This is a genomic window from Rheinheimera metallidurans (genome assembly GCF_036983985.1).
Classification (GTDB): domain Bacteria; phylum Pseudomonadota; class Gammaproteobacteria; order Enterobacterales; family Alteromonadaceae; genus Alishewanella; species Alishewanella metallidurans.
The window spans coordinates 305,532-331,643 of the sequence record NZ_JALAHQ010000002.1; the positions used below are offsets into that span (position 1 = coordinate 305,532).

At 44.6% G+C, this 26,112-nt stretch carries 26 protein-coding genes; 9 read left to right on the forward strand and 17 right to left on the reverse strand.

Features of this window, described 5'->3' with window-relative positions:
• The first annotated feature begins 138 nt into the window (after positions 1-138).
• On the forward strand, positions 139-1,542 hold the full coding sequence (gene rimO / locus MN199_RS06780; protein ID WP_132583710.1) for a 30S ribosomal protein S12 methylthiotransferase RimO: 1,404 nt from the start codon (positions 139-141) through the stop codon (positions 1,540-1,542).
• A 34-nt stretch (positions 1,543-1,576) separates the two neighbouring features.
• Here the strand turns inward: rimO and MN199_RS06785 are convergent, their stop codons facing one another.
• The 3 genes from MN199_RS06785 to MN199_RS06795 are packed head-to-tail and all read right to left on the reverse strand — an operon-like array spanning position 1,577 to position 4,219.
• Entirely contained in the window at positions 1,577-2,146 is a 570-nt protein-coding gene (locus MN199_RS06785; protein WP_132583712.1) for a dienelactone hydrolase family protein, read from the reverse strand.
• Positions 2,146-3,315, reverse strand: coding sequence for a vWA domain-containing protein (locus tag MN199_RS06790; protein ID WP_132583714.1), 1,170 nt, complete (start codon positions 3,313-3,315; stop codon positions 2,146-2,148). The genes MN199_RS06785 and MN199_RS06790 overlap by 1 nt, the downstream gene beginning before the upstream one ends.
• A 58-nt stretch (positions 3,316-3,373) precedes the next feature.
• Complete coding sequence (locus tag MN199_RS06795) at positions 3,374-4,219, reverse strand: AAA family ATPase (RefSeq protein WP_132583716.1); 846 nt, start codon at positions 4,217-4,219, stop codon at positions 3,374-3,376.
• Positions 4,220-4,330: 111 nt separating this feature from the next.
• On the opposite strand from MN199_RS06795, the gene cysK reads away from it, so the two are divergent.
• Positions 4,331-5,305, forward strand: coding sequence for a cysteine synthase A (gene cysK, locus MN199_RS06800; protein WP_132583718.1), 975 nt, complete (start codon positions 4,331-4,333; stop codon positions 5,303-5,305).
• A 104-nt stretch (positions 5,306-5,409) separates the two neighbouring features.
• Positions 5,410-5,850 (forward strand): hypothetical protein, encoded by a 441-nt coding sequence (locus MN199_RS06805; protein WP_132583720.1) that lies wholly within the window; start codon positions 5,410-5,412, stop codon positions 5,848-5,850.
• A gap of 9 nt (positions 5,851-5,859) precedes the next feature.
• Here the strand turns inward: MN199_RS06805 and MN199_RS06810 are convergent, their stop codons facing one another.
• On the reverse strand, positions 5,860-6,600 hold the full coding sequence (locus MN199_RS06810) for an enoyl-CoA hydratase (RefSeq protein WP_132583722.1): 741 nt from the start codon (positions 6,598-6,600) through the stop codon (positions 5,860-5,862).
• A gap of 12 nt (positions 6,601-6,612) precedes the next feature.
• The gene (ggt, locus tag MN199_RS06815; RefSeq protein ID WP_335738859.1) at positions 6,613-8,373 is read right to left on the reverse strand and encodes a gamma-glutamyltransferase; all 1,761 of its coding nucleotides are present in this window, start codon (positions 8,371-8,373) and stop codon (positions 6,613-6,615) included.
• Between the two features lie 195 nt (positions 8,374-8,568).
• Here ggt and rrtA point away from each other — a divergent pair, with 195 nt between their 5' ends.
• Positions 8,569-9,159: a rhombosortase gene (rrtA, locus tag MN199_RS06820; RefSeq protein WP_335738860.1), complete on the forward strand. Its 591-nt coding sequence runs from the start codon at positions 8,569-8,571 to the stop codon at positions 9,157-9,159.
• Here rrtA and MN199_RS06825 read toward each other — a convergent pair.
• Positions 9,140-9,814: an RluA family pseudouridine synthase gene (locus tag MN199_RS06825; protein WP_132583726.1), complete on the reverse strand. Its 675-nt coding sequence runs from the start codon at positions 9,812-9,814 to the stop codon at positions 9,140-9,142. The genes rrtA and MN199_RS06825 overlap by 20 nt on opposite strands.
• Before the next feature lie 106 nt (positions 9,815-9,920).
• Here MN199_RS06825 and MN199_RS06830 point away from each other — a divergent pair, with 106 nt between their 5' ends.
• Together MN199_RS06830 and mscL are read left to right on the forward strand one after the other, a co-directional pair.
• Positions 9,921-10,607 carry an RluA family pseudouridine synthase gene (locus MN199_RS06830; RefSeq protein ID WP_335738861.1) on the forward strand — a complete coding sequence of 229 codons (687 nt, stop codon included), beginning with the start codon at positions 9,921-9,923 and terminating at the stop codon, positions 10,605-10,607.
• A 128-nt stretch (positions 10,608-10,735) separates the two neighbouring features.
• Positions 10,736-11,137: a large-conductance mechanosensitive channel protein MscL gene (gene mscL / locus MN199_RS06835; protein ID WP_132583730.1), complete on the forward strand. Its 402-nt coding sequence runs from the start codon at positions 10,736-10,738 to the stop codon at positions 11,135-11,137.
• A gap of 92 nt (positions 11,138-11,229) precedes the next feature.
• Here mscL and MN199_RS06840 read toward each other — a convergent pair whose 3' ends face one another.
• Positions 11,230-13,701: a S9 family peptidase gene (locus tag MN199_RS06840; RefSeq protein WP_335738862.1), complete on the reverse strand. Its 2,472-nt coding sequence runs from the start codon at positions 13,699-13,701 to the stop codon at positions 11,230-11,232.
• A gap of 185 nt (positions 13,702-13,886) precedes the next feature.
• Positions 13,887-14,495 (reverse strand): FMN-dependent NADH-azoreductase, encoded by a 609-nt coding sequence (locus MN199_RS06845; RefSeq protein WP_132583734.1) that lies wholly within the window; start codon positions 14,493-14,495, stop codon positions 13,887-13,889.
• Between the two features lie 180 nt (positions 14,496-14,675).
• Between MN199_RS06845 and MN199_RS06850 the strand changes: the two genes are divergently transcribed.
• Positions 14,676-15,329, forward strand: coding sequence for a sigma-70 family RNA polymerase sigma factor (locus MN199_RS06850; protein ID WP_243695478.1), 654 nt, complete (start codon positions 14,676-14,678; stop codon positions 15,327-15,329).
• On the forward strand, positions 15,313-16,002 hold the full coding sequence (locus tag MN199_RS06855) for a ChrR family anti-sigma-E factor (protein WP_335738863.1): 690 nt from the start codon (positions 15,313-15,315) through the stop codon (positions 16,000-16,002). The genes MN199_RS06850 and MN199_RS06855 overlap by 17 nt, the downstream gene beginning before the upstream one ends.
• Before the next feature lie 85 nt (positions 16,003-16,087).
• On the opposite strand, the gene MN199_RS06860 is transcribed toward MN199_RS06855, so the two are convergent.
• Both MN199_RS06860 and fadR read right to left on the reverse strand, forming a co-directional pair.
• The gene (locus tag MN199_RS06860; RefSeq protein ID WP_132583738.1) at positions 16,088-18,328 is read right to left on the reverse strand and encodes an aminotransferase class V-fold PLP-dependent enzyme; all 2,241 of its coding nucleotides are present in this window, start codon (positions 18,326-18,328) and stop codon (positions 16,088-16,090) included.
• 132 nt (positions 18,329-18,460) lie between these two features.
• Positions 18,461-19,177: a fatty acid metabolism transcriptional regulator FadR gene (gene fadR / locus MN199_RS06865; RefSeq protein WP_132583740.1), complete on the reverse strand. Its 717-nt coding sequence runs from the start codon at positions 19,175-19,177 to the stop codon at positions 18,461-18,463.
• 171 nt (positions 19,178-19,348) lie between these two features.
• Here fadR and dsbB point away from each other — a divergent pair, with 171 nt between their 5' ends.
• Positions 19,349-19,885: a disulfide bond formation protein DsbB gene (gene dsbB / locus MN199_RS06870; protein ID WP_132583742.1), complete on the forward strand. Its 537-nt coding sequence runs from the start codon at positions 19,349-19,351 to the stop codon at positions 19,883-19,885.
• Between the two features lie 61 nt (positions 19,886-19,946).
• Here the strand turns inward: dsbB and MN199_RS06875 are convergent, their stop codons facing one another.
• From MN199_RS06875 to aroC, 7 genes are all read right to left on the reverse strand, one after another.
• Positions 19,947-20,999, reverse strand: a complete 1,053-nt coding sequence (locus MN199_RS06875; protein ID WP_335738864.1) for an alkene reductase — start codon at positions 20,997-20,999, stop codon at positions 19,947-19,949.
• A 43-nt stretch (positions 21,000-21,042) separates the two neighbouring features.
• Entirely contained in the window at positions 21,043-21,510 is a 468-nt protein-coding gene (locus MN199_RS06880) for a GNAT family N-acetyltransferase (RefSeq protein ID WP_335738865.1), read from the reverse strand.
• Positions 21,511-21,611: 101 nt separating this feature from the next.
• Positions 21,612-22,229 (reverse strand): FKBP-type peptidyl-prolyl cis-trans isomerase, encoded by a 618-nt coding sequence (locus tag MN199_RS06885; RefSeq protein WP_132583748.1) that lies wholly within the window; start codon positions 22,227-22,229, stop codon positions 21,612-21,614.
• A gap of 88 nt (positions 22,230-22,317) precedes the next feature.
• On the reverse strand, positions 22,318-22,608 hold the full coding sequence (locus tag MN199_RS06890) for a YfcL family protein (protein WP_418338076.1): 291 nt from the start codon (positions 22,606-22,608) through the stop codon (positions 22,318-22,320).
• A 1-nt stretch (position 22,609) separates the two neighbouring features.
• On the reverse strand, positions 22,610-23,740 hold the full coding sequence (locus tag MN199_RS06895; RefSeq protein ID WP_335738866.1) for an ATP-NAD kinase family protein: 1,131 nt from the start codon (positions 23,738-23,740) through the stop codon (positions 22,610-22,612).
• Between the two features lie 84 nt (positions 23,741-23,824).
• Positions 23,825-24,982 (reverse strand): MFS transporter, encoded by a 1,158-nt coding sequence (locus MN199_RS06900; protein WP_132583753.1) that lies wholly within the window; start codon positions 24,980-24,982, stop codon positions 23,825-23,827.
• Between the two features lie 9 nt (positions 24,983-24,991).
• Positions 24,992-26,110: a chorismate synthase gene (gene aroC / locus MN199_RS06905; RefSeq protein ID WP_335738867.1), complete on the reverse strand. Its 1,119-nt coding sequence runs from the start codon at positions 26,108-26,110 to the stop codon at positions 24,992-24,994.
• Positions 26,111-26,112 lie beyond the last annotated feature (2 nt).

Below are 26,112 nucleotides of genomic sequence, written 5' to 3' on the forward strand. Positions count from 1 at the left end.
AAAAATGCCGAGTATCTGCTCGGCATTTTGTTTTAACGTATTTTGTGCTTAGTATTTAACCATTCACACCTGTTTCTTGCGCTGCTTTGAGGTATAATCCGCCGACTTTTTTCGGCGCAGCCAACTTCAAGAGACACTATGACAGTACAGACCTTTGATCCGACACAAACCACCACCTTGGACACGCCAGTTAAAAGCCTTACGGCACAGGCTTTAGCCAGTTCAAGTAAAGGTAATACCATTGGCTTCGTTAGCCTTGGCTGCCCGAAAAACTTAGTCGATTCAGAGCGCATTCTTACGCAATTAAAAAGCGAAGGCTACAATATCGTGCCGACATACGACGACGCGGCCTTAGTTATTGTTAACACCTGTGGCTTTATTGACAGCGCAGTACAAGAGTCGTTGGAAACTATTGGCGAAGCCTTAGCCGAAAACGGCAAGGTTATTGTTACCGGTTGTTTAGGTGCACGCGAAGATGAAATTCGCCAAGTACACCCCAATGTATTAGGTATTACTGGCCCGCACTCTTACGAGAACGTATTAAAGCAAGTACACGAATTTGTGCCTAAACCTAAGTACGACCCCTTTACCATGTTAGTGCCCGATCACGGTATTAAATTAACCCCCAAACACTACGCCTATGTAAAAATTTCTGAAGGCTGTAACCATCGCTGCACCTTTTGCATTATTCCGTCAATGCGCGGTGACTTAGTCAGCCGTCCAGTAGGTGAAGTATTAGATGAAGCGCAGCGTTTAAAAAATGCCGGCGTAAAAGAGTTACTCATTATTTCTCAAGACACCAGTGCCTATGGTGTTGATGTAAAACATCGTACCGGGTTTTGGAATGGCTCTCCGGTTAAAACCTCAATGCAATCATTATGCGAAGCTTTGGGTGAGATGGGTATTTGGGTGCGTTTGCACTATGTTTATCCGTACCCGCACGTAGATGACATTATTCCATTGATGGCAGCCGGTAAAGTACTGCCTTATTTAGATATTCCGTTTCAACATGCCAGCCCGCGTATTTTAAAACTGATGAAACGCCCAGGTCAGGCGGACCGCGTATTAGAACGGATTAAGAAATGGCGTGAAATCTGCCCAGAGCTAACCATTCGTTCCACCTTTATTGTTGGCTTTCCTGGCGAAACTGAAGAAGATTTTCAAATGCTACTCGACTGGTTACAAGAAGCCCAGTTAGACCGAGTTGGCTGCTTTAAATACAGCCCTGTAGTGGGCGCTAAAGCAAATGAATTAGCTGATCCGGTAGCAGATGAAGTAATGGAAGAACGCTATCATCGTTTTATGCAAACGCAACAAGCCATTAGTACTGCGCGGTTACAAGCTAAAATTGGCCGCACCATTAAAGTGTTAATTGACGAAGTAGACGATGAAGGTGCCATTGGCCGCAGCCATGCTGATGCACCAGAAATCGACGGTGCAGTGTATTTAAACGGCTTAACCAAGGTAAAACCGGGCGATATTATTAATGCTGTAGTTACCGAAGCCGATGAATACGATTTATGGGCGACAATTGCTGAGTAACTAAATTAAAACACTAAATCGCATTAGTTTACGGTTATTGCTTTAAACGGGTAATAACCTGCAATAAACGTTGTAAGCCGTATTGGTACGCTACGTCATTAAATGCAGGTGACGCGCTATTCATAAAACCATGCTGATAAACCGTTTTATTAGCGCTAATCGTGGTGTTAGCGCTTAACTGTTGCAGCATGTCATCGACATTAAAATGATGTTCTTGTTCGCCAAATATCAGCTCTGTAGCGATGTTTGGCGATTTATCTTGATGCAAATGTAGTTGCCCAGGATAAAACAACACTAAATTTTTAATACTAAGAGGTTTAACATCTGCAACTGCACGCCATAAAGCGGATGCGCCCGCGCTAAAGCCTATAGCAAGATTGGGCTGCTGTGTTAACGCTTGGGTCACACCTTGTGTATAACCGTCATGGCCAGTCTGGGCAATAAATGCCTGATAAGCGCTAAGCTCGGTATCAAACTGCTGTAGGCGACCTTGGTAAGGATCAACGGTTTGTACGGTTACACCTGCGTTTTGTAAGCAATCAATTAAAGATTGTAATACGTCACCATAGCCAAAAATATCGGTTGCAATCAGTACTTTTAGCATTATAACAATGCCTTTATTGCCAGGTTTAACCCCTGTAAAGTTAACGGATACATACGCTTACTGACAATACCTTCAATCATTGAAATTGAATGATAGTGCGGCCACCACGCTAACGGCTGAGGATTAAGCCACACGGCTTTAGAATATTGCGCTAACAAGCGCTGTAGCCATACTTTACCTGGCAGTTGATTAAAGTGCTCGACACTGCCGCCTGGGTATTCAATCTCGTAGGGCCCCATAGTAGCGTCACCAACAAAAATTAGTTTATAGTCAGCGCCATAGGTATGAATAATATCATCTACCTTCACCTGCTCGGTGTAACGACGTTTATTATTACGCCAGACCCCTTCATATACGCAATTATGAAAATAAAAAAACTCTAAATATTTAAACTCACTTTTTACTGCCGAAAATAGCTTTTGACATTGCTCAATATGGTCGTCCATCGAGCCGCCAACATCAAAAAACACTAACAGCTTAATCGCGTTGTGGCGCTCGCGCACAAAGCGTAGGTCTAACCATCCCGCTTGCTCAGATGTTGCCTGAATAGTGCCATGTAAATCTAGCTCTACTTCAGCACCGCTGCGGGCAAACTTGCGCAACTGCTTTAGTGCCAGTTTAATACTGCGATTATTGAGTTCGCTGTCGGTGTCGAGATCTTTAAACTCACGCTGATCCCACACTTTAACGGCACGCCTAGCGCCACTGCCCTGCTGACCAATACGCACACCTTCTGGGTTAAAACCATAAGCACCAAAGGGTGATGTACCGCCGGTGCCAATCCACTTGTTACCACCACTGTGCTTTTTTTGCTGTTCTGCTAAGCGCTCACGCAAGGTTTCCAGCAGTTTATCCAAACCACCCAGCGCGTGTAACTTAGCTTTTTCCTCAGCGCTAAGTTGACGCAATACATCAGGAATAAGCCAGTCAGGTGGGATCGCAGCGGCTAAATCGACCGTTGCAACGCCGGAAAAATACTCTGCAAACGCACGGTCAAATTTATCGTATTGGGTTTCATCTTTTACTAAACATAAGCGCGATAATTGGTAAAACGCGTTGGTATCAGCAAACACCACCTGTTGCTTTAACGCATTTAGTAAATCGAGCAATTCAGTAATACTGGCTTTTAAGCCATATTTTCTTAGCGTAAAAAAGAAGTCAATCAGCATTTATCTGTTCCAACTATTGAGGGCAGCCGTAAACTTTGGCTCTGCTAAAGCAACCTATTTATCTAACTTGCCGTTTGGCCATAAAAGCTAACTTTTCAACTAACGCGACATCTTGCTCATTTTTTAATAGGGCACCAAACATTGGCATTAAACCGCCTTTTTGCTGTTTGTCAGTTAATACCTCAGCCGGAATATCTTCAGCCAATAATAACTTTAACCAATCTAATAATTCTGACGTAGATGGTTTTTTCTTTAGGCCTGGTAATTCGCGTAGGTCAAAAAACACCTCTAATGCCGTGCTAAGTAACTGCTGTTGAATATTTGGATAATGTACATCAACTATTGCCCGTAAGGTGTCGGCATCAGGAAAACGGATATAGTGAAAAAAACAGCGACGTAAAAATGCATCCGGCAACTCTTTTTCATTATTCGAGGTAATAATAACAATGGGTCGCTGGGCTGCGCTTATTTGCTCGCCGGTTTCATGCACATAAAACGCCATTCTATCTAGTTCGTGCAATAGGTCGTTAGGAAACTCGATATCGGCTTTATCTATTTCATCTATTAATAACACGGGGCGTTTTTGCGCGGTAAATGCCTGCCATAATTTGCCCGGACGGATATAGTTATTAATATCCTGCACTTTTTCACTACCTAATTGGCTATCACGCAGCCGAGATACCGCATCGTACTCGTATAAGCCATGTTGTGCCTTAGTAGTAGACTTAATATGCCATTGAATCAGCTCAGTATTTAAACTGGCGGCTAATTCTTCTGCTAACCGAGTTTTCCCAGTACCAGGCTCACCTTTAATCAGTAAGGGCTTCTCTAACGTAACCGCCGCATTAACGGCCAAGGCTAACTCATCAGACACGATATAATGCGCGGTGCTTTCAAAGGCCACTATAACTCTCCTTACTGGTGGTAAAACGTAATATCTTATAGCAAAACGCTACTTCATTTTTTGCTGCACAGGCGTATTCTTATAACCAATTTATCGTAAACGGAGTTTTTTATGGCAAACGTCTATGCAGACAACTCATTGTCTATCGGCCGCACCCCTCTGGTCAAATTAAACCGGACTATCGAAGGCGGTGCCAATGTCTACGCAAAAATTGAAGCGCGCAACCCCAGTTTTAGCGTTAAATGCCGCCTAGGTGCAGCCTTAATCTGGGATGCCGAGAAAAAAGGTACCTTAACCAAAGACAAAGAAATTGTCGAACCCACCTCTGGCAATACAGGCATTGCCCTCGCATTTGTGGCGGCCAGTCGCGGGTATAAACTCACTCTAACTATGCCAGCGACCATGAGCTTAGAGCGGCGTAAACTGTTAAAAGCACTAGGTGCTAATTTAGTATTAACTGAAGGCGCTAAAGGTATGAAAGGCGCCATCGAAAAAGCGAAAGAAATCCAAGCGTCTAACCCTAACAAATACCTTATTTTAGGTCAGTTTGATAACCCCGCTAACCCACAAATTCACTTTGATACCACCGGACCAGAAATTTTTAATGATTTAGACGGTAAAGTAGATATCTTTGTTGCTGGTGTGGGCACAGGTGGCACTATCACTGGCGTTAGCCGCTATTTTAAGCACGAAAAGCACTTAAATGTACAATGTGTTGCGGTAGAGCCAACTGAATCGCCGGTTATTACTCAGGCTAAAGCGGGTGAAGCGCTAACCCCAGGGCCGCATAAAATTCAAGGTATTGGTGCGGGCTTTATTCCAGCTAACTTAGATTTAAGCATTGTCGATAGTGTTGAGCTAGTGAATAGTGACGACGCCATTGCAGCGACGCATCGTTTAATGAAGGAAGAAGGCATTCTAGCCGGTATTTCCTCAGGTGCAGCATTGGTCGCAGCGCAGCGCTTAGCGGCTAAACCAGAAAATGCGGGTAAAAACATTGTCATTATTCTACCCAGTGCGGCTGAACGTTATTTAAGTAGCCCGCTGTTCGCCGACGTGTTTAGTGAGCAAGAGTTAACCGCTTAGTTAACTGTTTATTGAACGTTTAGGGCTACTTAGGTAGCCCTTTTACTTTACAGTTAATAAAAAAAGCTCCAAACTGGTGTTTATAACAATAATGGACCCAGCCGATGAAGTTACGTTATTTACTCCCCTTACTATTATTATTAGCCGCCTGTAGCGACGAACCTAAAGTTAATGCGCAATGGGGCACACCAGAATACATTGCCTCTGAATTTCTTAACGCTTTATATAATGAAAGAGATTTAGATAAAGCTAAAAAGCTAAGTACCAAAGAATTCGCTGAGCTAATGCAGTCTTATGGCACCGTGCGCCAAGTATCACGCACCTTAGTTAATGCCTCATTTGATACCGTTGATATAAGGGTAAACCGCAGTGGTGGTAATCTACGTGAGCAGTATGAAGATATCGCAAAAATTGCGCTACTGCTAACCGGAATACACGACGGCAAGCAAATAGATGAGCTGCGTACCGTTGAACTGATTAAACAAAACAATCGCTGGGTAGTCAGCGCGGTTCAGATTGATAAATATAGCAGCAGCGCGCGCTAAAACCCTGTTTTAGCGCTGAAAAAATGCAGCTATCCGCTGTTGGCTTTCGTCACTATTTAGCAAACGTTGAAACTGCTGTAATTCTGCCGTTATGCTTTCAAGCGTTATTTGCTGCGTTGTGCGTTTTAGTAAAGCTTTACTCGTTTGCACGGCAGCTGCAGGTAATGCAGCAAGCTTAATGGCTTTTTGTACTGCCAGCTCAGTTAGCGCATCCATCGCAACAACCTGATTTACCAAGCCCATTTGCAATGCGTCTGCGGCGGTAAAACTCTCGCCTAGCAATAGATATTGCGCCGCTCTTTGGTAGCCGACAACACTTGGTAATAGCACGCTAGAGCCCGCTTCTGGGCATAAGCCTAATTGGGTGAAAGGTAATTGAAAACGCGCGTTATCCGCGGCATACACCAGATCGCAGTGCAGTAATGCCGTCGTGCCTATGCCTATGGCTAAACCGGCAACTGCCGCAATTATTGGCTTTGGAAACTGTGCTAACTCATACAAAAACTGTACCGTTGGATGCTCAGCGTTTAACGCTCCAGCACCCAAAAAATCGTGTAAATCATTTCCGGCGCTAAAACAATCTTTAGTACCTTGTAATAACACGACGTTAATACTGTCATCTGTAGCCGCCTGCTGTAGTGCCAAAGTCAGCTCGCGATACATTTGCTGGCTAAGTGCATTTTTTTTCTCTGGCCGATTTAAATGAATATGCACGACACCGTCAAATCGGTACTGAAAAATATCCGTCATACTAACTCCCTATTACTTGCCCGCAACACTGCCTTCACGGCGCGGATCGGCGGCACCTTGCAAACTATCTGACGTTAGCATAATGACATGTAAACCGCTGTTGAGATCTTGAAGCTGCACCTTATAACCCATAGCTTCAAACGTCGCTTGTTGCTGCTCTAGCACGGTGCCCTGCTCTAATGCTAAATAATCATTTCGGTGCGTCATATGCGGCAAATTAAGCGCCTGCTGTACATCTAGTTTCCAATCTAAGATGGCAACTAGGCTTTGCGCTACATAGTTAATAATTCGGCTACCACCAGGAGAGCCGATTAACAGCACTAACTTGTTATGTTGGTCAAACACCATCATCGGTGCCATTGACGAGCGCGGCCGTTTACCCGATTCAACCCGATTAGCCACTAAATAACCATCTTGTACTGGGCTTAAACTAAAATCGGTCAGCTGATTATTGAGTAGAAAGCCGCCAACCATTAGGCCCGAACCAAATACGTTTTCAATACTCGTCGTCATGCTAACGGCGTTACCTTCAGCATCAACAATAGAAAAGTGGCTGGTATTAGGTAGCTCTGGTGAACTAGCAGAAATAAGCGCCGGTGCATCTTTAGGTTCGCCTGCAACAGCAAGTGCGCCATTTTTATGCGGATCAATAAGTGTAGCTCGACTAGCTAAATAATTTGGCGCTAACATGCCAGCAACAGGCACAGCAACATATGCGGGATCGGCAACGTAACGATCTCGATCGGCAAACGCCAGCTTTGCCGCCTGTGCCAACAGATGTGTTGCCTGGATACTGTCTGGTGCCAACTTTGCCATATCAAATTGCTGCAATAGACCTAAAATTTGTAATACCGCAACACCGCCTGAGCTTGGTGGTGCCATACCACATACTTTATACACCCGATAAGGCATACAAATCGCGTCACGCTCAATGGCTTTATAATTTGCCAGATCAGCGACACTTAGCTTACCTGGGTTAACGGGCGCTGTTTGCACGCGCTCGCTGATCGCTTTAGCCAGCTCACCCTGATAAAACGCCGCAGGCCCCTCTTTTGCTATTGCCTTTAATGTTGCAGCATAAGCTGGGTTTTTTACTATTTCGCCTTCTACCCGAGCTTTACCTTTTGGGAAAAAATACTGTTTAGGTTCATCAAATTCAGCTACGCCAGGGTTCCAGCCTTTAGCTAATTGCGTCGCGGTTCGATTAGAAAGTGCAAAGCCATGTTCTGCTGCGGCTATCGTATCGGTAAATAACTCGGCCCATTTTAATTTGCCGTATTGCTGATGTGCTTCGTACAACATAGCTACCACACCTGGCACACCAACAGATTTACCGCCAACAAAGGCTGTACGCCAGTCCATTAATTTACCGTTTTCAGTAAACAATAAGGGGGTGGCGCTCGCCGGTGCCGTTTCTCTACCATCAAACGAGGTTAAACGCTGTTGTTTATTTTGCCAGTGCAGCATAAAGGCACCACCGCCGATACCTGAACTTTGCGGTTCCACTAACCCCAGCATAAGTTGAGTAGCAATAGCTGCATCAACTGCACTGCCGCCTTTGGCCAGTATCGCCCTACCCGCTTCGGTTGCCATGGGGTGGGCAGCAGTTACCATATAGCTTTTACTCGTGACCAGTTGTTGCTGATAACGCCCGGTAGCGGCCTCTGGTTCTCGGCTTTCTTGCTGGGCTAACGCTGAATACGTAGAAAAAGCGCATAGCGTTAGACTAATGCCAAATAGCGCTGTGCGAAGGGTATTAAAAGGTAGAAACATAGTAAGTGCTGTCATCTCGCAACAAGGTAGCTATACCCTAACCAGAACAAGCGCCAATATCAATATTAACAAAGGTTACTAGGCCAACTAATAAGCAGCTTTATCGCATAAACTGACGAAGTTTGTAATATTCCTTGACCCAAACCTTCAGATCGTTTTGCATAGGCAGCATAATCTAATAACGATGACATCAGTTTGACTAACTTTACGCTAAAACATTACCTGCCTTATTTATTATTAGCCGCCATCATGCTGGTATTGGCATGGCTACCAGAGCAGTGGCAAAACATGCTGCAATACAATTACACCGATATTACTGCTGGCGAATATTGGCGCTTAATAACGGGGCATCTGCTGCATAGCAATACTTGGCATTTAGTAATGAATATTGGAGGCTTATTGCTTGCCATGGCGCTGCACGCGGTTTATTTCAGCTACCGTCAGTTAGCATGGCAATGGTTACTTTGTGCCGTAGCGATAGGTTTAACGTTATATTATTTTTCGCCAGATATCCGGATTTACGTTGGTTTATCGGGGCTGTTACACGCCATGCTGGCGTTAGGCGCAATAAAAGACATACAACTAAAAATGACCACGGGCTGGCTATTACTCATAGGGCTAGTGGCTAAGGTAATAATGGAGCAATGCTTTGGCCCAGACACCGATTTAGCCGAGCTAATTAACGCCAATGTTGCAGTAGATGCACACTTGTATGGCGTTATTAGTGGTATTACGCTGGGTGTTATTAGTAGCGTGTTTTATCGTATTAAAACGGTGCTGGCGTAGTAAAACTCAGTACGTCACCCGTTAACGGATGAGTAAAACGGATATATTCGGCGTGCAACATTAGGCGCGGGCTTTTGGCCGCAATGTCTGGTGTAGCATACAGCGTATCACCAAGTATCGCATGCCCCAGCGCTAACATGTGCACACGTAACTGGTGTGAGCGCCCAGTTACAGGCTCTAACTGCACTCGACTTTGTAGGGTTTCACTAGCAAAATTTAAGCGATGATAACGGGTAACCGATGGCTTACCTGTTATATGACACACTTTATATAGCGGCCGGTTTTCTGTATCTGCGCCAATAGGTAAATCAACTACACCTTTAGCTTGCGCCAGCCGGCCATCAACCACGGCCACATAATGTTTTTGCACACTACGCGCTTGAAACTGTTTACTAATATCAGATAACACACGCTTGGTTAGTGGCAGCAGCACTAAGCCAGAAGTATCGTAATCCAGTCGATGTACTACTTGTGCCGAAATAAACTCACGCTGTACTCGAGTAATAAGACAATCTTGATTTTCTGGATGTCGACCCGGCACCGTTAATAACTTGGCAGGTTTATTTACTACCAACAGCACATCGTCTTCATAAACGATTTGATAAGGCTCGGTAGTGGCAGGCAGTATGGCTAAACTTTCAGCGCTATCAGTCATAATGGGCTCTTAGCAATTAAAACGTTGGCTATTATGCCGTAAAACCCAGTTGTCTGCCGAGTAAATTCAGCTAAGCTAGACACATTAATCTCTAACCGATAATGCTATGAGCGATCTGTTTATTTATCAGCCGCCAACTGAACCTTGGCTTGAGGTGATCTATCAGGACAAAGATCTAATTGTGTTAAATAAACCTAGCGGCTTATTAACTAACCCCGGTCGTGGTCCACATTTAGCCGATTGCCTATTAAGCCGCGTACAACAACAATACCCGCTAGCGCAGTTAGTACACCGATTAGATATGGCAACCTCCGGCGTGGTGGTGATCGCGCTGCGACGTAAAGCTGAAGCCGCGTTAAAATTACAGTTTGCTAACCGTAGTGTCAGTAAACGCTACTTAGCTATGGTTTGGGGCACTCTGGCCCAAACCAGTGGCAGCATTGATGTACCGCTAATTGCTGACTCAGAGAATTTACCCAAACAAAAGGTCTGCCTGCAAACCGGCAAAACAGCCGTTACCCATTATACAGTGCTACAACAATTAACTGATCGTGCATTGGTCGAGTTAAGGCCCGTAACCGGCCGTTCGCACCAGTTACGCCTACATATGTTACATTTAGGCCACCCTATTTTAGGCGATGCATTTTATGCCCATACTGAAGCACTGGCTGCGGCAAGCAGATTACAGCTGCATGCCGCATCATTACAGCTTAATCAACCTTACAATGGTGAGCGCTTAAGTTTTAATGCTGATAGCGATTTTGTTACGGCCGCGGGTACGCTCATTGTGTAACTAAACGTAAAAAAACAACAAAACCGATTAATGACAAAAAACCTGTATCTAGCTATAGTGCGAGGGTTGCCAAGCGAAAATTGAGCCTTGGCCAAGCAAACAATAAAAAATAACACAGGAATATAAATATGAGTATGCTGCAGGAATTTAAAGCATTTGCCATGCGTGGCAACGTAGTGGATATGGCAGTCGGTATCATTATTGGTGCGGCCTTTGGTAAAATTGTCTCTTCTTTTGTTAGTGACGTTATTATGCCACCTATTGGTGTGTTGCTTGGTGGCGTTAACTTTCGCGACCTTGCAGTGATCATTCAGCAGGCTACGGAAACTCAAGCTGAAGTAGTGATTAAATATGGTATGTTTGTGCAAACTATCATCGACTTTATCATTATTGCTTTTGCCGTTTTTGTTGGTGTTAAAGCGATGAACTCGTTAAAGAAAAAAGAAGAAGCACAGCCTGAACCCACACCAGCAGCAACACCTGCGGATATCCTTTTATTGACAGAAATTCGTGATTTACTGAAAAAGTAATAATTACTTATACTGGTTTAGTAATAAAAACGTCTCCCTTGGGAGACGTTTTTATTTGCTCAGTACTATTTATTTCATACTAATTACAGAGATTATAGGTTTTGTTCAAACAACTTATAAATCCGACGATATTCATCTAACCAGCTGCTTGGCTGGCGAAAGCCATGTGCCTCAACCGGATAAATTGCCGTTTCAAAGTTATTGTTTTCTTGTTCAATTAAGCGCTGCACTAAACGTACAACATCTTGGAAAAACACGTTGTTATCAACCATAGGCGCGTTAATTAGCAGCGGCTTTTTTAAACCTTGGCTAAAATAAATGGGTGAACTGCGCTCATAAGCAATAGGGTCAATAGCCGGTGAGTTAAGTATATTTGACGTGTAACCATGGTTGTAATAAGCCCAATCGCTCACTGGACGCAGTGCCGCGCCGGCCTGAAATAAATCAGGTTGTGTAAACAGTGCCATAAAGGTCATAAAGCCACCGTATGAGCCACCGTAGGTACCAATGCGCTTGCGGTCAACATTGGCGTTGTCGACTAACCAGTTAACACCATCGGCCAAATCTTCAATTTCTGGCGTACCCATTCTACGGTAAATTGCAGTGCGCCAATCGCGGCCATAACCCGCAGAGGCGCGATAGTCCATATCCAATACTACATAACCTTGTTGTACCAACAGGTTATGGAATAAAAACTCACGAAAGTATCCCGACCAACCTAAATCGCTGTTTTGTAAATAACCCGCACCGTGGTTAAAAACAACTGCCCGACGCTTATCGCCTGCTTTATAATCTGCCGGTAAATACACTTTAGAAAACACCGGCTGCTTACCATGGCTTGATGGCACGGCTACCACTTGTGGCGCAACTAAAGGCAACTTTTTAAACTGTTCCGACATCGTGTCGGTAAGGCGTTTGGCCGCTGCATTTGGCGTAGCATCTGCAACATATAATTCTGGCGGTAATAAATTAGTCGAGAACTGCAGTAAGAGCTTTTGTTCATCTGGCGACAAAGTAAAACTCGTACTGCCGCCTAGGTTGGTTAGCTGCTCAACATCGCCACCGGTAGATGCAACCCGATATACCTCGTAATTGCCTGGGTGGGTTTTATTAGCTTTAAAATAAATATAAGCATCATTGCTAGTTAATACTGGCTCGCTAACTTCAAAGGTGCCTTGGGTTAGTTTTTTCGCTTTACCTTTTAGCGGTTTAACGTATAAATGCGAATAACCGCTTTCTTCGGATAAGTAATACAAGCTGTCGCTGTTATTTAACCAGCCAAAATCATTAAATGAGTAATTAACCCATGCAGTGTCATGCAACCGATGCTGTGGTACTAAGGTTTTGTTTTTAATATCTACTGTCGCTATCCAGCGATCTTTGTTATCTAGTGCTTTTAACATCAGTGCCACTTGCTGGCCTGATGCATGCCAACGAATTGCTCCTTGGCTCCAATACCAATCATCCATTAAACCAATATCGCGGATCACCTTCTCAGATTTATATTTTTCACCTTTGGCTTTGGCGTTTTCAGCCTTTACTTCTGCGAGCACATCTTCGTTATAGCCAGGCAAGCTGGTATAACTTAGCTCGGTACTACTGCCATCAAGCAGGCTTAATAACATAATACGCTGTGGCTCTGGCGTAACATCGTTTACCCTAGCGCGCACTGCTTCAGCGGCGATATCACCGTTGCTGGTAATATAGTTAGGCATGATGTCTTTTTCGTTGCGTTTACCCGCTTTACGCACCGACACCAGCATATAATCTGCTTTAGGTGACAGGCTAGCGCCAACCACCTGCATGCCCTTACCCAGATAAAACGCAGCCGCGGCAATGTTACTATTTTGTTGCTGCAATTGCTGTTTGGCCGCAAAACGTTGCTCCGCGTTTTTTTGCTGCAAAGCGACAAACTCAATCAATTTATGCTGCTCTTGGGCTAAATAGCCTTTTGGCTTAGTTGGACCTTTAGGTTGATCTTCTGTTTTAAGGTTCACTAATTCAATACGTTGGCCGCTGGTTAAATTTTCGGCATACCAGTTCCAACCTTCACGGTAAGTTAAGCGGCCATCAAGTAAAAACTCTGGCGCATATTGTGTGGCGTTGTCTCGGGTTAATTGCGTTAGCTTGCCACTTGCCATATCTCGAACATAAATATCACCTTCAAACGCATAAGCTTGCAAGCTGCGATCAGCATTGTATACCGCGTTTGCGCTACCGGCTTGATGTTGCTGCGCCAATGTAACAGCGCTGCCATTATCGTTAGCCGCTAGCGGTCGAGCAAACCAATCGCGTAATTCACTACCCTGCTGTTTACGTTGGTAATATACCTGCTGGCTGTCATAGCTCCAGTGTGCACTTTCGGGCTCACGGCCCAGCCAATCGGGATCCGCCATAATTTGCTCTAGGGTTAACTTAATACTTGGGTCGGCGGTATATACGCTAGGCACACTAATGGTGGTGGTTTGATAACTTTGTGGTTCTGACTTTTTTGCTTGTAATGGGCTGGTCAGTGCCAAGCTACACAAGGCAACCGCCAACACAGAATAACGAATATTGGGCATAGTTAAATTCTTATAATAAGTAAAAGACTAGCTGTTATACAAAGCCTTGAGTGCTAACGCAAGATGACATACCTCAGATGCGGCTGACAGCGGACCAGATAAGATTAATAGACAGAAAAAAGCCGGTCTAAACTAGACCGGCAAATAGTGTGTAAATAAACAATAATGGCATAGCTAAAGCAAAATTAAGCGGCTATTTTTGCGCTGATTTCAGTTAAACTAACCATGGCCGCATTAAGCGCAGCTTGTTGCGACTCAGCCCCCATATTAAGGCCTTCGGCATAAATAAACTGGAGTTTTTTTAAGCCAACAAAGTTAAAGAAACTTTGTAAAAATGGCGTCTGGCTATCCATAGTTGAACCTTGATAAACACCGCCGCGAGTGGCAAAAATAACTACGGGTTTGTCATCCAGCAAGCCTACGGGGCCTTGCTCAGTGTATTTAAAAGTAACGCCAGCACGCGCTACCCGATCGAACAAGGCTTTTAACTGTGACGGTATGCCAAAGTTATACATAGGTACACCTAAAACAATCACATCGGCTAGTTTAATTCTGGCAATAATATCATCAGAAATAGCCGCCAAACGCTGCTGCTCAATGCTGCGTTGATCTACCGGTGTCATCCACGCTGCCATTTCTGTCATATCCAAATGCGGCACCGGTGTGACGTTTAAATCCAGCGTATCCAGTTTGAAGCGGTCTTGTGGCAATTGGGCGATAAATTGTTGTGCTAACTGAACCGAATGACCTTTGTCACCGTTAATAGAACTGTTAATCACTAAAATGTGTTTCATGAACGTCTCCCGTTAGTAGTTTGCTTATAATACAGTGTTTTTTTAGGTAGAAAATCGCAATAAAACGCACATACCTTTCTACTTTTTAATTTAATTAAACTTAATCCAATACCGGTTCTCACGCGTAAATATGGCTATATCGCAACAATGTTGGTAGCACCCGATGCAGGAACATAAAACATGTTGAAGTTAACTACAGGCTCAGGGCATGATGTACGTCCCCATTCAAACGTGGATACTGCACAGCTAATGACCGCGCAAGAACAGACACACCAACAATGGGAAGAAGCTCTGACCTTTGTTGCGTTAAAACGTGACAAATTAGCCTACGCCGAACTTTTTAATTACTTTGCGCCAAGGTTAAGAGCCTTTGGTATGAAGATGTTTGGTAACGAGCAACAAGCGTTAGAAATGGTGCAAGACACCATGTTAAATGTATGGAAAAAAGCGGCACTATTCGATGCTACTAAAGGCTGTGCTTCTACCTGGATTTATACCATTGCTCGTAACGTGCGCTTTGATATGCTGCGCAAAAAGCAAAGCCGTAAAGACGACATTAGCGCTGATGATCTATGGTTAAATGGTGAATACCCTGAGCCTGAGTCTGAAGACGCATCTGCACAATGGGATATCCAGCTGTTATCAGAAAAACTTGCACCACACTTCAACTTACTACCGCCAGCTCAGCGCGATGTAATGGAAAGAGTATATCTACAAGAAAAAACCCACCAAGAAGTATCAGACGAATTAGCCATTCCGCTGGGTACCGTGAAATCTCGGATCCGCTTGGCGTTAGACAGATTAAGAGAGGCATTAGATGGCACACGCAATTAAGTTTCACCCTAGCACTGCATTGCTAGAACAATTTGCTGAAGGCTGTTTAACTGCTGATGTGTCGTTGGCGCTTGCCGCGCATATTGACCTATGCCCACATTGTCAGCAATTAAGCCAAGATATTACCAATGATTTAGCCGGTCAGTTTGTAGAGCAACGCGTTACCACAAGCTCCACAGACTGGGATGCGATGCTCAACAGTGTGCTGGCACAAACTGAACAAACGAGCATGAAGCCAATAGCTAACGCGGTAACATCCAGTAACGCGTTGCAATCTATCATGGTTTCACAACGTGAATTTAAACTGCCCCGTGCGTTGCAGCGTTTATCGGCGAGCCACGGTAAATGGTTGCATTTAGGCGGCATTGCTACAGCAACATTACCAACTAGCAGTGATCACCATGTGTCTTTGCTCTATATCAGCAAAGGTACAGAGGTACCGCAGCATACGCATTTAGGCCTTGAAATGACGTTAGTATTATCAGGTAAAATTGTCGATGAAAATGGCGAATACCATGCTGGTGACTTACTAATTAATTCACCAGATGACACGCATACACCACGCACCCTACCCGACGAAGATTGTTTGTGTCTGTCAGTTCTAAGTGCGCCATTACAGTTTAAAAAGGGCTTAACGCGATTATTAAACCCGTTACAACAGTTCTTTTTTTAATAGCGCCACTAAAAATATCAGCCTTTAACAAATAAAAAAGCGCCAATTGTGTTGGCGCTTTTTTTGTTTTTAACCCCCGAGTAACCTAACGCAATAGTGCGGTGCCACCTTTTAAATTAAATACTTGTTTAAAACCTAAGCGCCCTAACACCTTACATGCCACTAAACTGCGGTTGCCCGAACGACATACCAGTAAAAAAGGTTGTGCCGGTGTAATAACATTATTGATAAGCGCATCGGCGAGTTTTGATAAGGGTATTTCTAATACGGGGTAACGCTGCGGCAAATACTGGGTTAATGCCCCCGCACTTTGCTCATGCGGCTCGCGAACATCCACAACCTGTAAATCTGGCCACTGCTGCATAAAACCCGTTAACTGCTCTACAGCAATAACATCAGTAGCGTCTGATAAGCTTACTTCAACTAAGCCACAAAGATGCTGACTCAACTTTTGTAATTCTATTGCCTGCTGCTGTAATTGCTGCTGCCATTGGCCATTGTCTATATTTTGTAGCAAAGCATGAAGTGCCGGCAGTTCTTGTTGTGCTAAAGCCAGCGTGGTGAAAAAGCGCTGGGCGTAATCATGGCTAGATAAAATTAACGTATCTTCATTAATTGTTGCCGCCAATAGCCGTATACTCTGTGCCAGAGCCGCCATGTCACCACCAGCTAAGTCAGTGCGGCCAACTCCACCTGGTAAGATTAAGTCACCAGCAAACACCGCACAAAGCTGCTTAGCTTGCTGCAGTAGAATACTCACTGCCTCTGGCGTATGTCCAGGTGTAGCTAATTTGGTTAAACTATAACGGCCACAACTTAGGGTATCAACCTGTAGCGGCCAACCTAAAGCATCGCATGGCTCTTTTTCGGTGCAGTCGCCAAGCAAAGCAATAATTTCTTGGCGGGCTGATAAATGGTCACGATGTAAATGGGTATCTAATACTGCCTTTAGCTTTAAACCTTGGCCTTGAATAATACTAGCTATACGACTCGCTAATGGTAAAACCGGATCAATTACCATTGCTACGCGGCTATCCTGACAAATAAGTACATAGCTACACAGCGCTTCATGTTTTAATTGCAATAAACCACTGGCATGAATTTCTAGTGTTGGCGTTGCGTCAGTTAAGACTAAACAATGCTTATTCACAATATCAGCTAATGGCTTAATAGCGGCACAAGCTTGCTGACATTCTTGTTGAGTCATCGCTGGGCCAAACGACAAGCGAATGGCACCCTGTGAGCGCCATGGTTCCAGCCCCATAGCATCAAGTACAAAACTAGTAGGCACTTTTGAACTACAAGCCGAACCTGAGCTTACACGAATACCGGCGGCGTCGAACAAGTCCATAATGTCTTTGCTGTAAAAGCCCGGTACCGAAAAGTTAATAGTGGTTGGCACCACATAGGGTATATCACTATTGAGCACCATTGCTGGAAATACGGTTTTTAATGCCGTAATTAAATCGTTCCGGTACTGCCACAGCACTTCTTCGGCTTGAAACGCCGAACCTTGTGTTTTTGCCAGCTCAGAAAAAATCGCATGTAAAGCAGCAATACCAGGTAAGTTTTCTGTGCCTGAGCGTAGGCCACTTTCTTGGCCGCCACCGGCAATAAAGGCTTTATAAGGGGCATTTTTTCGTACATATAAAAAGCCGATGCCTTTGGGCGCATAAAGTTTATGTCCACTAAAGGGCGCGTAATCAATACTGGTTGTGGCAATGTTTAATGCCATTTTGCCAAGTGCTTGTACACAGTCGACCATCCAATACACCTGCGGGTTAGCGCTACGAATTAGCTGCTCTAGCTTGGCTAGGTCTTGCTTTACGCCGGTTTCATTATTGGCCGCCATAGTGCAAATCATCGCCGCTTGTGGCAGCATTTTTGTCATAAATGCGCTATCGAGTATGCCGTTGTTATCAACCGGAATGGCCATTACTGTGGCATTTAGGTTAAGCACCTTGTTCCAATGTTTAAGGCTTTCAGGCACAGCTTTGTGTTCAGTTGAGCCATAAAGCAATAAGGTAGCTGGCCCGACAAGGCCGCGTTCACGTGCAGCTAGTAACGCTGAAACAATAGACGTTTGAATACCTTCAGTCGCGCCTGAAGTAAAAACAATATCACCGGTGCAAGCACCGATAAGCTGACGTGCTAAGGTTCGCGTGGCTTCAAGCTCAGCCTTTGCCTTAATGCCTGTTGCGTGACTACTGCTAGGATTACCAAAACCACGCTGCATAGTGTGCATTGCAGCTGCCGCTGCTGCTGGCAATACCGGTGTAGTAGCGTTGTTATCAAGATAAATTTCATGATGCAACTGGCTGGTCATGCAAGGGCTCCCTTATTTATAACCAAAAAGAATAAGATATATCGCTTAATAATAACTGCCATCAGCTCTAAGCTCAAGCGTGGTGACGACACAAAAAAATAAACCGCCAAAAGGCGGTTTATTTAACACTATTTATTCAATTAAATCTTTAGGGATCTGGGGCCGTAATTCCGACCAGATTAAACCGCTTTCTTTACCGTATTTACGCACAGCAAATACCACTTCATCAAACTTACCGTTTTCAGCGTATAGCTTAATTTGATGATAATAACGACGTGCTAACTCGCGTGCCGCAGGATGCGAGAAGTAAAAACGGGCAATCTTGTTATATAAGCCACGAAAACCATTTAAAATCAGCACATAAATCCGATTAGCTGAATGCGATGCTAATTCATGGTTTAAATTATAGTCAAATGCAGCAAAGGCTTCAGCTGTATCATCTAACGCCTCAGCGCCAGCAAAAAGATCAACAACTTGTTGCGGATGGTTTTTAATGGCACCACGAATATAAATAGCACTAATATTGGTTCTTGCTGATAACAACTCATCAACCAACTCTGGCATATGTTCTTCATCTAAACGCGCTAGCGTTTCAAGAATATTTAACCCCGAAGTTTGCCAGAAATTATTTACCTTAGTTGGCTTACCGTGTTGAATAGTTAACCAGCCATCACGGGCTAAACGTTGTAATACTTCACGTAACGTAGTGCGGGTAACGCCTATAAGTTCTGATAATTCACGCTCTGCAGGTAATATGGAGCCAGGTGCAAATTTTCCATTCCATATCGAGTCGACGATATACTCTTCGGCGAACCCAGCAGGGCTTTGCGCTTTAATCAGATTAGTCATGCGGATCTATCCGTCTTCTGGTTTACAAATTTGCACTGATTGTACCAGAGCGCCATCAGTTAACAAGACACAGTCAAAAAATAGCCGGCTGTACGAGCCGATTGTACATTGTTAATAAATGCCGTAAATTAGCGACAGCACACGAAAAAATCCCGTTGAGAAGGATAAAAAATGCTACAAAATTTCAAACGTTTATCGAAGCAACGCTGGGCTTGGGCGTTAGTTGCTTTATCTTGTTTAACATTATTAGGTACCGCGTTGTATTTCCAATACGGCCTTAATATGCAGCCCTGCATTAAATGTATTTATGTGCGTAGCGGTTTCGCTGGCATTCTATTAGCAAGCCTTATCGGATTTTTAGCGCCAGCGTCTATGCTGCTGCGTGTTACCGCGCTGCTAGGTATGTTAGCAGCGGCTATATTTGGCATATTCCAAGCTAATGAGCTGTTAGAGATTGAACAAATGCTGGCAGAAGGTGGCTTTTTTAGTTGTGCCCTATTTGCTGATTTTCCTCAGTGGATGCCACTAGATAAATGGTTACCCGAAGTATTTGAACCTACCGGCAGTTGTGGCGACACCAACTGGCAACTGCTTGATAAAAGCATGGCGTTTTGGAGTGCAGTAGCACTGTATAGCTATGCAACTGTAGCAGCAGTAATGCTATTAGTTCAGCCAGTTAGGCTAAGTGCCAATCCTTACCGCGGTTAATTTGCTCTGTTATACTGATTATTAGATTTAGCCGCACTTAACGTGCGGCTAAATCTATCTATTACTCTAATGTTGGATAATCGGTATAACCTTGCTCACCATCACTGTAAAACAATTCAGGTTTAGCCGCATTTAGCGGCGCGTCTTTAGCAAACCGCTGCACGAGATCAGGGTTAGCAATGTAAGGCACGCCAAAGGCAACCGCATCCGCTATACCATCAGCTAAAGCTTGGTTTGCTGAGGCTAAATCAAATTTCTCGTTACTTATGTACACGCCGCCGAATTGCTGTTTAAGTATTGGGCCTAAGCTGTCATCTGCTTGGGCTTCACGCGCACAAATAAAAGCGATATTACGCTTACCAAGTTGACGCGCAACATAAGCAAAGGTATCAGCGCGCTGTGAGTCGCCCATAGAATGCGAATCGGCTCGTGGTGCTAAATGCATACCTACTCGTCCTGCGCCCCATACTGAAATCACTGCATCAGTAACCTCGAGCATTAAGCGCGCACGATTTTCAATGCTGCCACCGTAGTTATCAGTGCGTTGGTTAGTACTGTCTTGTAAAAATTGATCTAATAAATAGCCATTAGCGCCGTGTATTTCAACACCATCAAACCCTGCTAACTTGGCATTTTCAGCGCCTTTACGATACGCCTCTACTATTGCCGCAAGTTCTTTAGTTTCTAAAGCACGCGGTGTGACATAAGCTTTTTTCGGCCGCATTAAACTAACATGCCCTTGTGCGGCAATAGCGCTAGGCGCAACCGGTAATTCACCATTTAAATAAAACGGATCGGAAATACGGCCCACGTGCCACAACTGCAGCATGATTTTTCCGCCAAGCTGATGTACGGCATCGACTATTTTGCGCCAACCAGCAACCTGTTGCTCAGACCAAATACCCGGTGTTTTAGGATAGCCCACGCCCATTGGCGTAACGGCAGTGGCTTCGGTTAAAATTAAACCGGCACTAGCCCGTTGACGGTAATACTCAATCATTAATTCATTGGGTACTCTATCTTCGCTGGCTCGACAGCGAGTTAAAGGTGCCATAATAATACGGTTAGAAAGTTGTAAATCACCCAATTGCAGTGGGTCGAATAAAGTTGGCATCTGTAATCCTATTAAAACCTAGTTCTGTGAAAGCATAACTCAATTAACTAACCCGTTTTTCCATGACAAAATTGGTTAAGGTTACACCGTGAATTTCAACCTGCTGTTCTGTGACAATATTAAAACCACTACGCAAAAAAAACGGTTTAGCCGTAATACTGACATTCGCATAAAAGCGTTTTACACCATAACGGCGCCCCATTTTCAGCAAGTGCTGCATCAACGCTTTGCCTACGCCTTTGCCTTGATAATCTTGATGGCAAAAAAAGTAATCAATGTAGCCGTCAGCTTGTACATCAGCAAAGCCGACTATCTGCTCATTATGCACAGCAACAAAGGGTTCGCTTTGTGCCATCCGTCTGGTCCATGCATTGATATCAAACCGCGTTGGCGCCCACGCCGCACATTGCTCGGCGCTATAATCACCAAGGTTTACATTACGTATCGTGTTATAAAATAGTTCACGTAACTGTGGCTCTTCACCAGGTTGATAAGGGCGAATTTGGTACATACAACACCTTTTAATAACTCGAATAACAATTAACACTATTTTAGTGCGGCAAAAACAATAAGGCCCTGCATTGCAGGGCCTTATTTACTAAGCTCGCTGTATTACAGAATGGCTAACAGTTCTACATCAAAAATTAGTGCACTAAAAGGAGCAATTGCATTACCTGCGCCACGCTCGCCGTAAGCAAGTTCGTGAGGAATATATAAGCGCAATTTGGCACCTGGTGACATCAGTTGTAAAGCTTCAGTCCAGCCGGCAATAACGCCTGATACTGGAAACTCAGCTGGCTCGCCACGCTGATATGAGCTGTCAAATACCGTACCGTCAATTAGCGTGCCGTGATAATGCGTGCGCACGGTTGAGTCGCGGCTTGGTTTTTCACCGTCAGCTGCTACCAATACTTCGTACTGTAAACCTGATTCCGTAACCGTAATTTCTGCACGCTTAGCGTTTTCTGCTAAGAAGGCTTCACCTGCATCGGCCAATAATACGGCTTTTTCAGCTTGCTCTGCTTGCATACGTTCGCTAATTACTTTGAATGCATCACGAATTTGCTCGTCGCTTACTTCTGGCGTTTTCTCAGAAAATGCGGCAATAACACCAGCGGCAACGGCATCAATATCTAAACCGTCAAACGGGTTATCTGCAAGCTGCTGGCCCATTTGTAAGCCAATACCGTAACTAGCGTGTTGTTCAAGCTTTGTATATTTATCTGACATGAGTTTCACTTATGCTGACGAAGCTTTTCGCTTCGGGTTAAAAAAGTGCGGCTATATTAGCGCAAAAGCAGATCAATGTCTTGTCGGCTTATGCGGCAAGCTGCTGAGCTTGTGACCAGATCTTATTAACATGCTGCTGATCTTCCGGGTTTAGCTCACCATTACCTATTGCTAACTCCAAGGTATTATTTACTTGGGTTATTACGTCGATAGCAGCAAAAGGCTCGCCATCTACCTGCAATGTGCCGACGGCTAAATCAAAGTGGCCGCGTAAATAACCTGAGGCAAATAGCTCATCGTCAGTTGCCACTGGCACTAAGGCATCAAATAACTCCGCTACCGCATTAATAAATTGCTCAGGTATTGCTAATGCACTCATGTTATTCCTCATCTTCGTACCCTAGGCGGTACATTACGTAATCATTATAACCAGTCAAAATATTAATTAAGCCGGTTAACTGCTTATCTAAGGTGCTATCGCCAGTATCAGCAATTAATGGCCTGCCCTCTAGTTGTTGTAACTTGGCTTTATCGGCAATAAGTAAAATATTTTCTCGGCCAATAGCGCGAATAACCGCCGGTGATAATTGCTGATTACCTCGACCGAATATATGGCCCTGCCCACCAATTAGCGTAATAATTAACTGGCTAGGATAATCGCTAACCAATGCCAATAATTGGTTGGCAGTAACGTCTTTGGCAATTAATTGGCCATTTTCTACTACGTCTACGCCCAATAAGGTGTTGTCTAGGCCAAGTTCGGCCATAACGGCGGCAACAGTTGAGCCTGAACCCATAACATAACGTACGTTGTCATCCATCTGGCTAGTGACATACGCGGCTAAATCGGCCAAAACCAACTCTTCCGATTCACGACCACCCATTTTTACACTTTGTACATAGCGTAACTGCGCGGGAATGCGCATTTCACCAAAACGACGGGCTTTTACTATACCCGCGCTAAATGCCTGCTCGTCAATATCCATGACAGGAGCGTCGCTTAACGAAACCAGCTCGCCGGTAACCAGCTTAGCCACCAACTTACCCGCAGCCTGAGGCGATATAGCATAAACTCCAGAATGAATTTTCACTCCAGCTGGCACACCTAACACGGTTGTATGCTCTGACACCGCTGTGCAGATATTACGAGCAGTACCGTCACCGCCGGCGAACAGCAATAAATCAACGCCCTGCTCAGCTATTAACTTAGCTGCGATTTCAGTATCGCGCGCAGTTGAAGGTAAAGTGCTACTGCGATAAATAATCTGATGACTAAAACCAAGCTCAAGACAAACATTTTCGCCCATATCGCCAGCGACGGTAAGCACTTCAACTAGGTGTTTTTGTGGCAATAGCTCTTGCAATGCGGTTTTTACTCGATTCATCGCTTGAGGCACGGCACCTAATGCTAACGCCTGCTCTGCCTTATCGTCAGAGCCTTTTAAACCGACACTGCCACCTAAACCAGCTAACGGGTTAATAATTAACCCTAAGCGAAACACACTTGCCATATTGCGATACCTTTACAGCGCTAAAAATGAGCGCCATTGTAAGGCGTAATGTTACTTTTTTACAGCCCAACTTTTTATGGTTTATTAATGCTTAGCTGTTTTTGTTGGCAAACTAACTGCTAACAGCGTGGCGGCTAAAGCTAACAAGGCAGCAATACCAAAAGTTAAGCTGGCACCACTGCCGTTTTGCCACAATAAGCCGGAAAAATAGGCACCTATGGCTCCTCCGCCACCGAAGATCACGCCCGCATATAACGCTTGGCCGCGGCTGCGTAATTTTTTCGGGAAAAATTGCTGAATAAATTGCATGGCACAGCTGTGCGCGATAGCAAAGCTGCCTGCATGCAGCAGCATGCTAAAACAGAGCAGCCAAACATTATCTGCAAAGGCAGCAAGCAGATACCAACGCACTACAGTAATGCCGTAGCACACACCAAGCAATAACCGATAACTGCGATTACGCATAATGTTACCGGCAAAATAAAATGCCACTATTTCGGCAGCTACCGCCAAACCAATAAATAAACCAGTTTGGCTACCGCTATAGCCTAAATCACGGCTATACAGCGTAAAAAAACCATAAAACGGCGAGAAGCTCATTTGCAATAATAACGCTGCCAGCATAAAACGTAGTAGCACACTGTTTTTTATTAGCGTACTAAAACGCACATGCTCGTTGGTGAGTTCCGCATGAATACTCACTTTGGGCAGTAAAAATAAGCTAGCGAGTAATAACAGTAAAAACAACAACGCCGAAGGCGGTAAAAACTCGCTACCGTAGCGCTCAAATAACCAACCACCCAACATAACTAGCACAATGTAACCGACGCTACCTGCAGTACGGATACGGCCGTAAGCTTGGGTATTATCATTTAAAAAGGCAAACGCCGACACTTCAAGCTGCGGCAAAATAGCGGTCCAAAAAAAACTGAATAAAGCAAAACCACAGAGTAACGGCCAAAAACCGTAATCGGCAAAACTACTTAACCAACCTATCGCCGCCAATAAAGCGCCAATGCGCATTATCCATAGGGGTTTGCCACTGCGTTCAGCGGCTAGCGCCCACACTGTTGGCCCAACAATACGGCTGGCGGTAACAATAGCTAATAACAAACCGATGTCTGCCGAGCTTAAACCTCTGCCATCAAGAAATAGGCTAAAATAGGGTACAAAAATACCTAGCACGCCAAAGTAGGTAAAATAGGCCAGCACTAAGGCTGGCCGAGCAGAGATTAACGCCATAAAACGCAGTTATTCTTGTGTTGGTTGAGCTGATTGCTTACGCGCAATATCCGGTGTTGTTACCTGAACGTGCATATTTTGCGCGCGATGACGTAAGTAATGATCCAGCAATACTATTGCTAACATCGCCTCAGCAATAGGTACTGCACGAATACCAACACAGGGGTCGTGTCGGCCTTTAGTAATAACATCAACCACTTCTCCACTGGTATTAATACTTTTACCGGCAATGCTGATACTAGATGTAGGTTTAAGTGCCATGCTTACCAGTAAATCTTGGCCGGACGAAATACCGCCTAACACACCACCGGCATGATTAGCACTAAAGCCGTTGGGCGTTAGTTCATCACGATGCGTTGAACCGCGTTGCTCAACCACCGCAAAACCGTCACCAATTTCAACGGCCTTAACCGCATTGATACTCATCATCGCATGGGCAATATCGGCATCAAGCCGGTCGAATACCGGTTCACCCCAGCCTACTGGCATATTGGTTGCCACCACATTAATACGCGCGCCGACCGAATCACCGTCTTTTTTTAGCTGACGCATGTAGTCATCTAAGGCTTCTAGCTTGCTCGGATCTGGGCAAAAAAACGGGTTATTGTGTACTTCATGCCAATGCAATGCTTCAGCTTTTATTGGCCCAAGTTGGGCTAAATAACCACGAATTTCAATGCCACATTGCTCGCGCAGGTATTTTTTTGCAATTGCACCGGCCGCGACCCGTACTGCAGTTTCGCGCGCAGATGAGCGGCCACCGCCACGATAATCACGAATACCAAACTTATGCCAGTAGGTGTAATCAGCATGCCCCGGGCGAAATTGGTCTTTAATGTTGGAATAATCTTGTGAGCGTTGGTCGGTATTTTCAATTAACAAACCAATGCTAGCGCCGGTAGTGGTGTTTTCAAATACGCCAGAGAGTATTTTTACCGCGTCCTCTTCTCGCCGGGCCGTGGTGTAACGCGACGTGCCGGGCTTACGCCGATTTAAATCCTCTTGTAAATCTTCAACCGTTAGTGTCATTCCTGGTGGGCAACCATCAACAATACCACCAATAGCTGGCCCATGGCTTTCACCAAAGGTGGTTACTTTAAATAACTGCCCTATGCTATTTCCAGCCATGG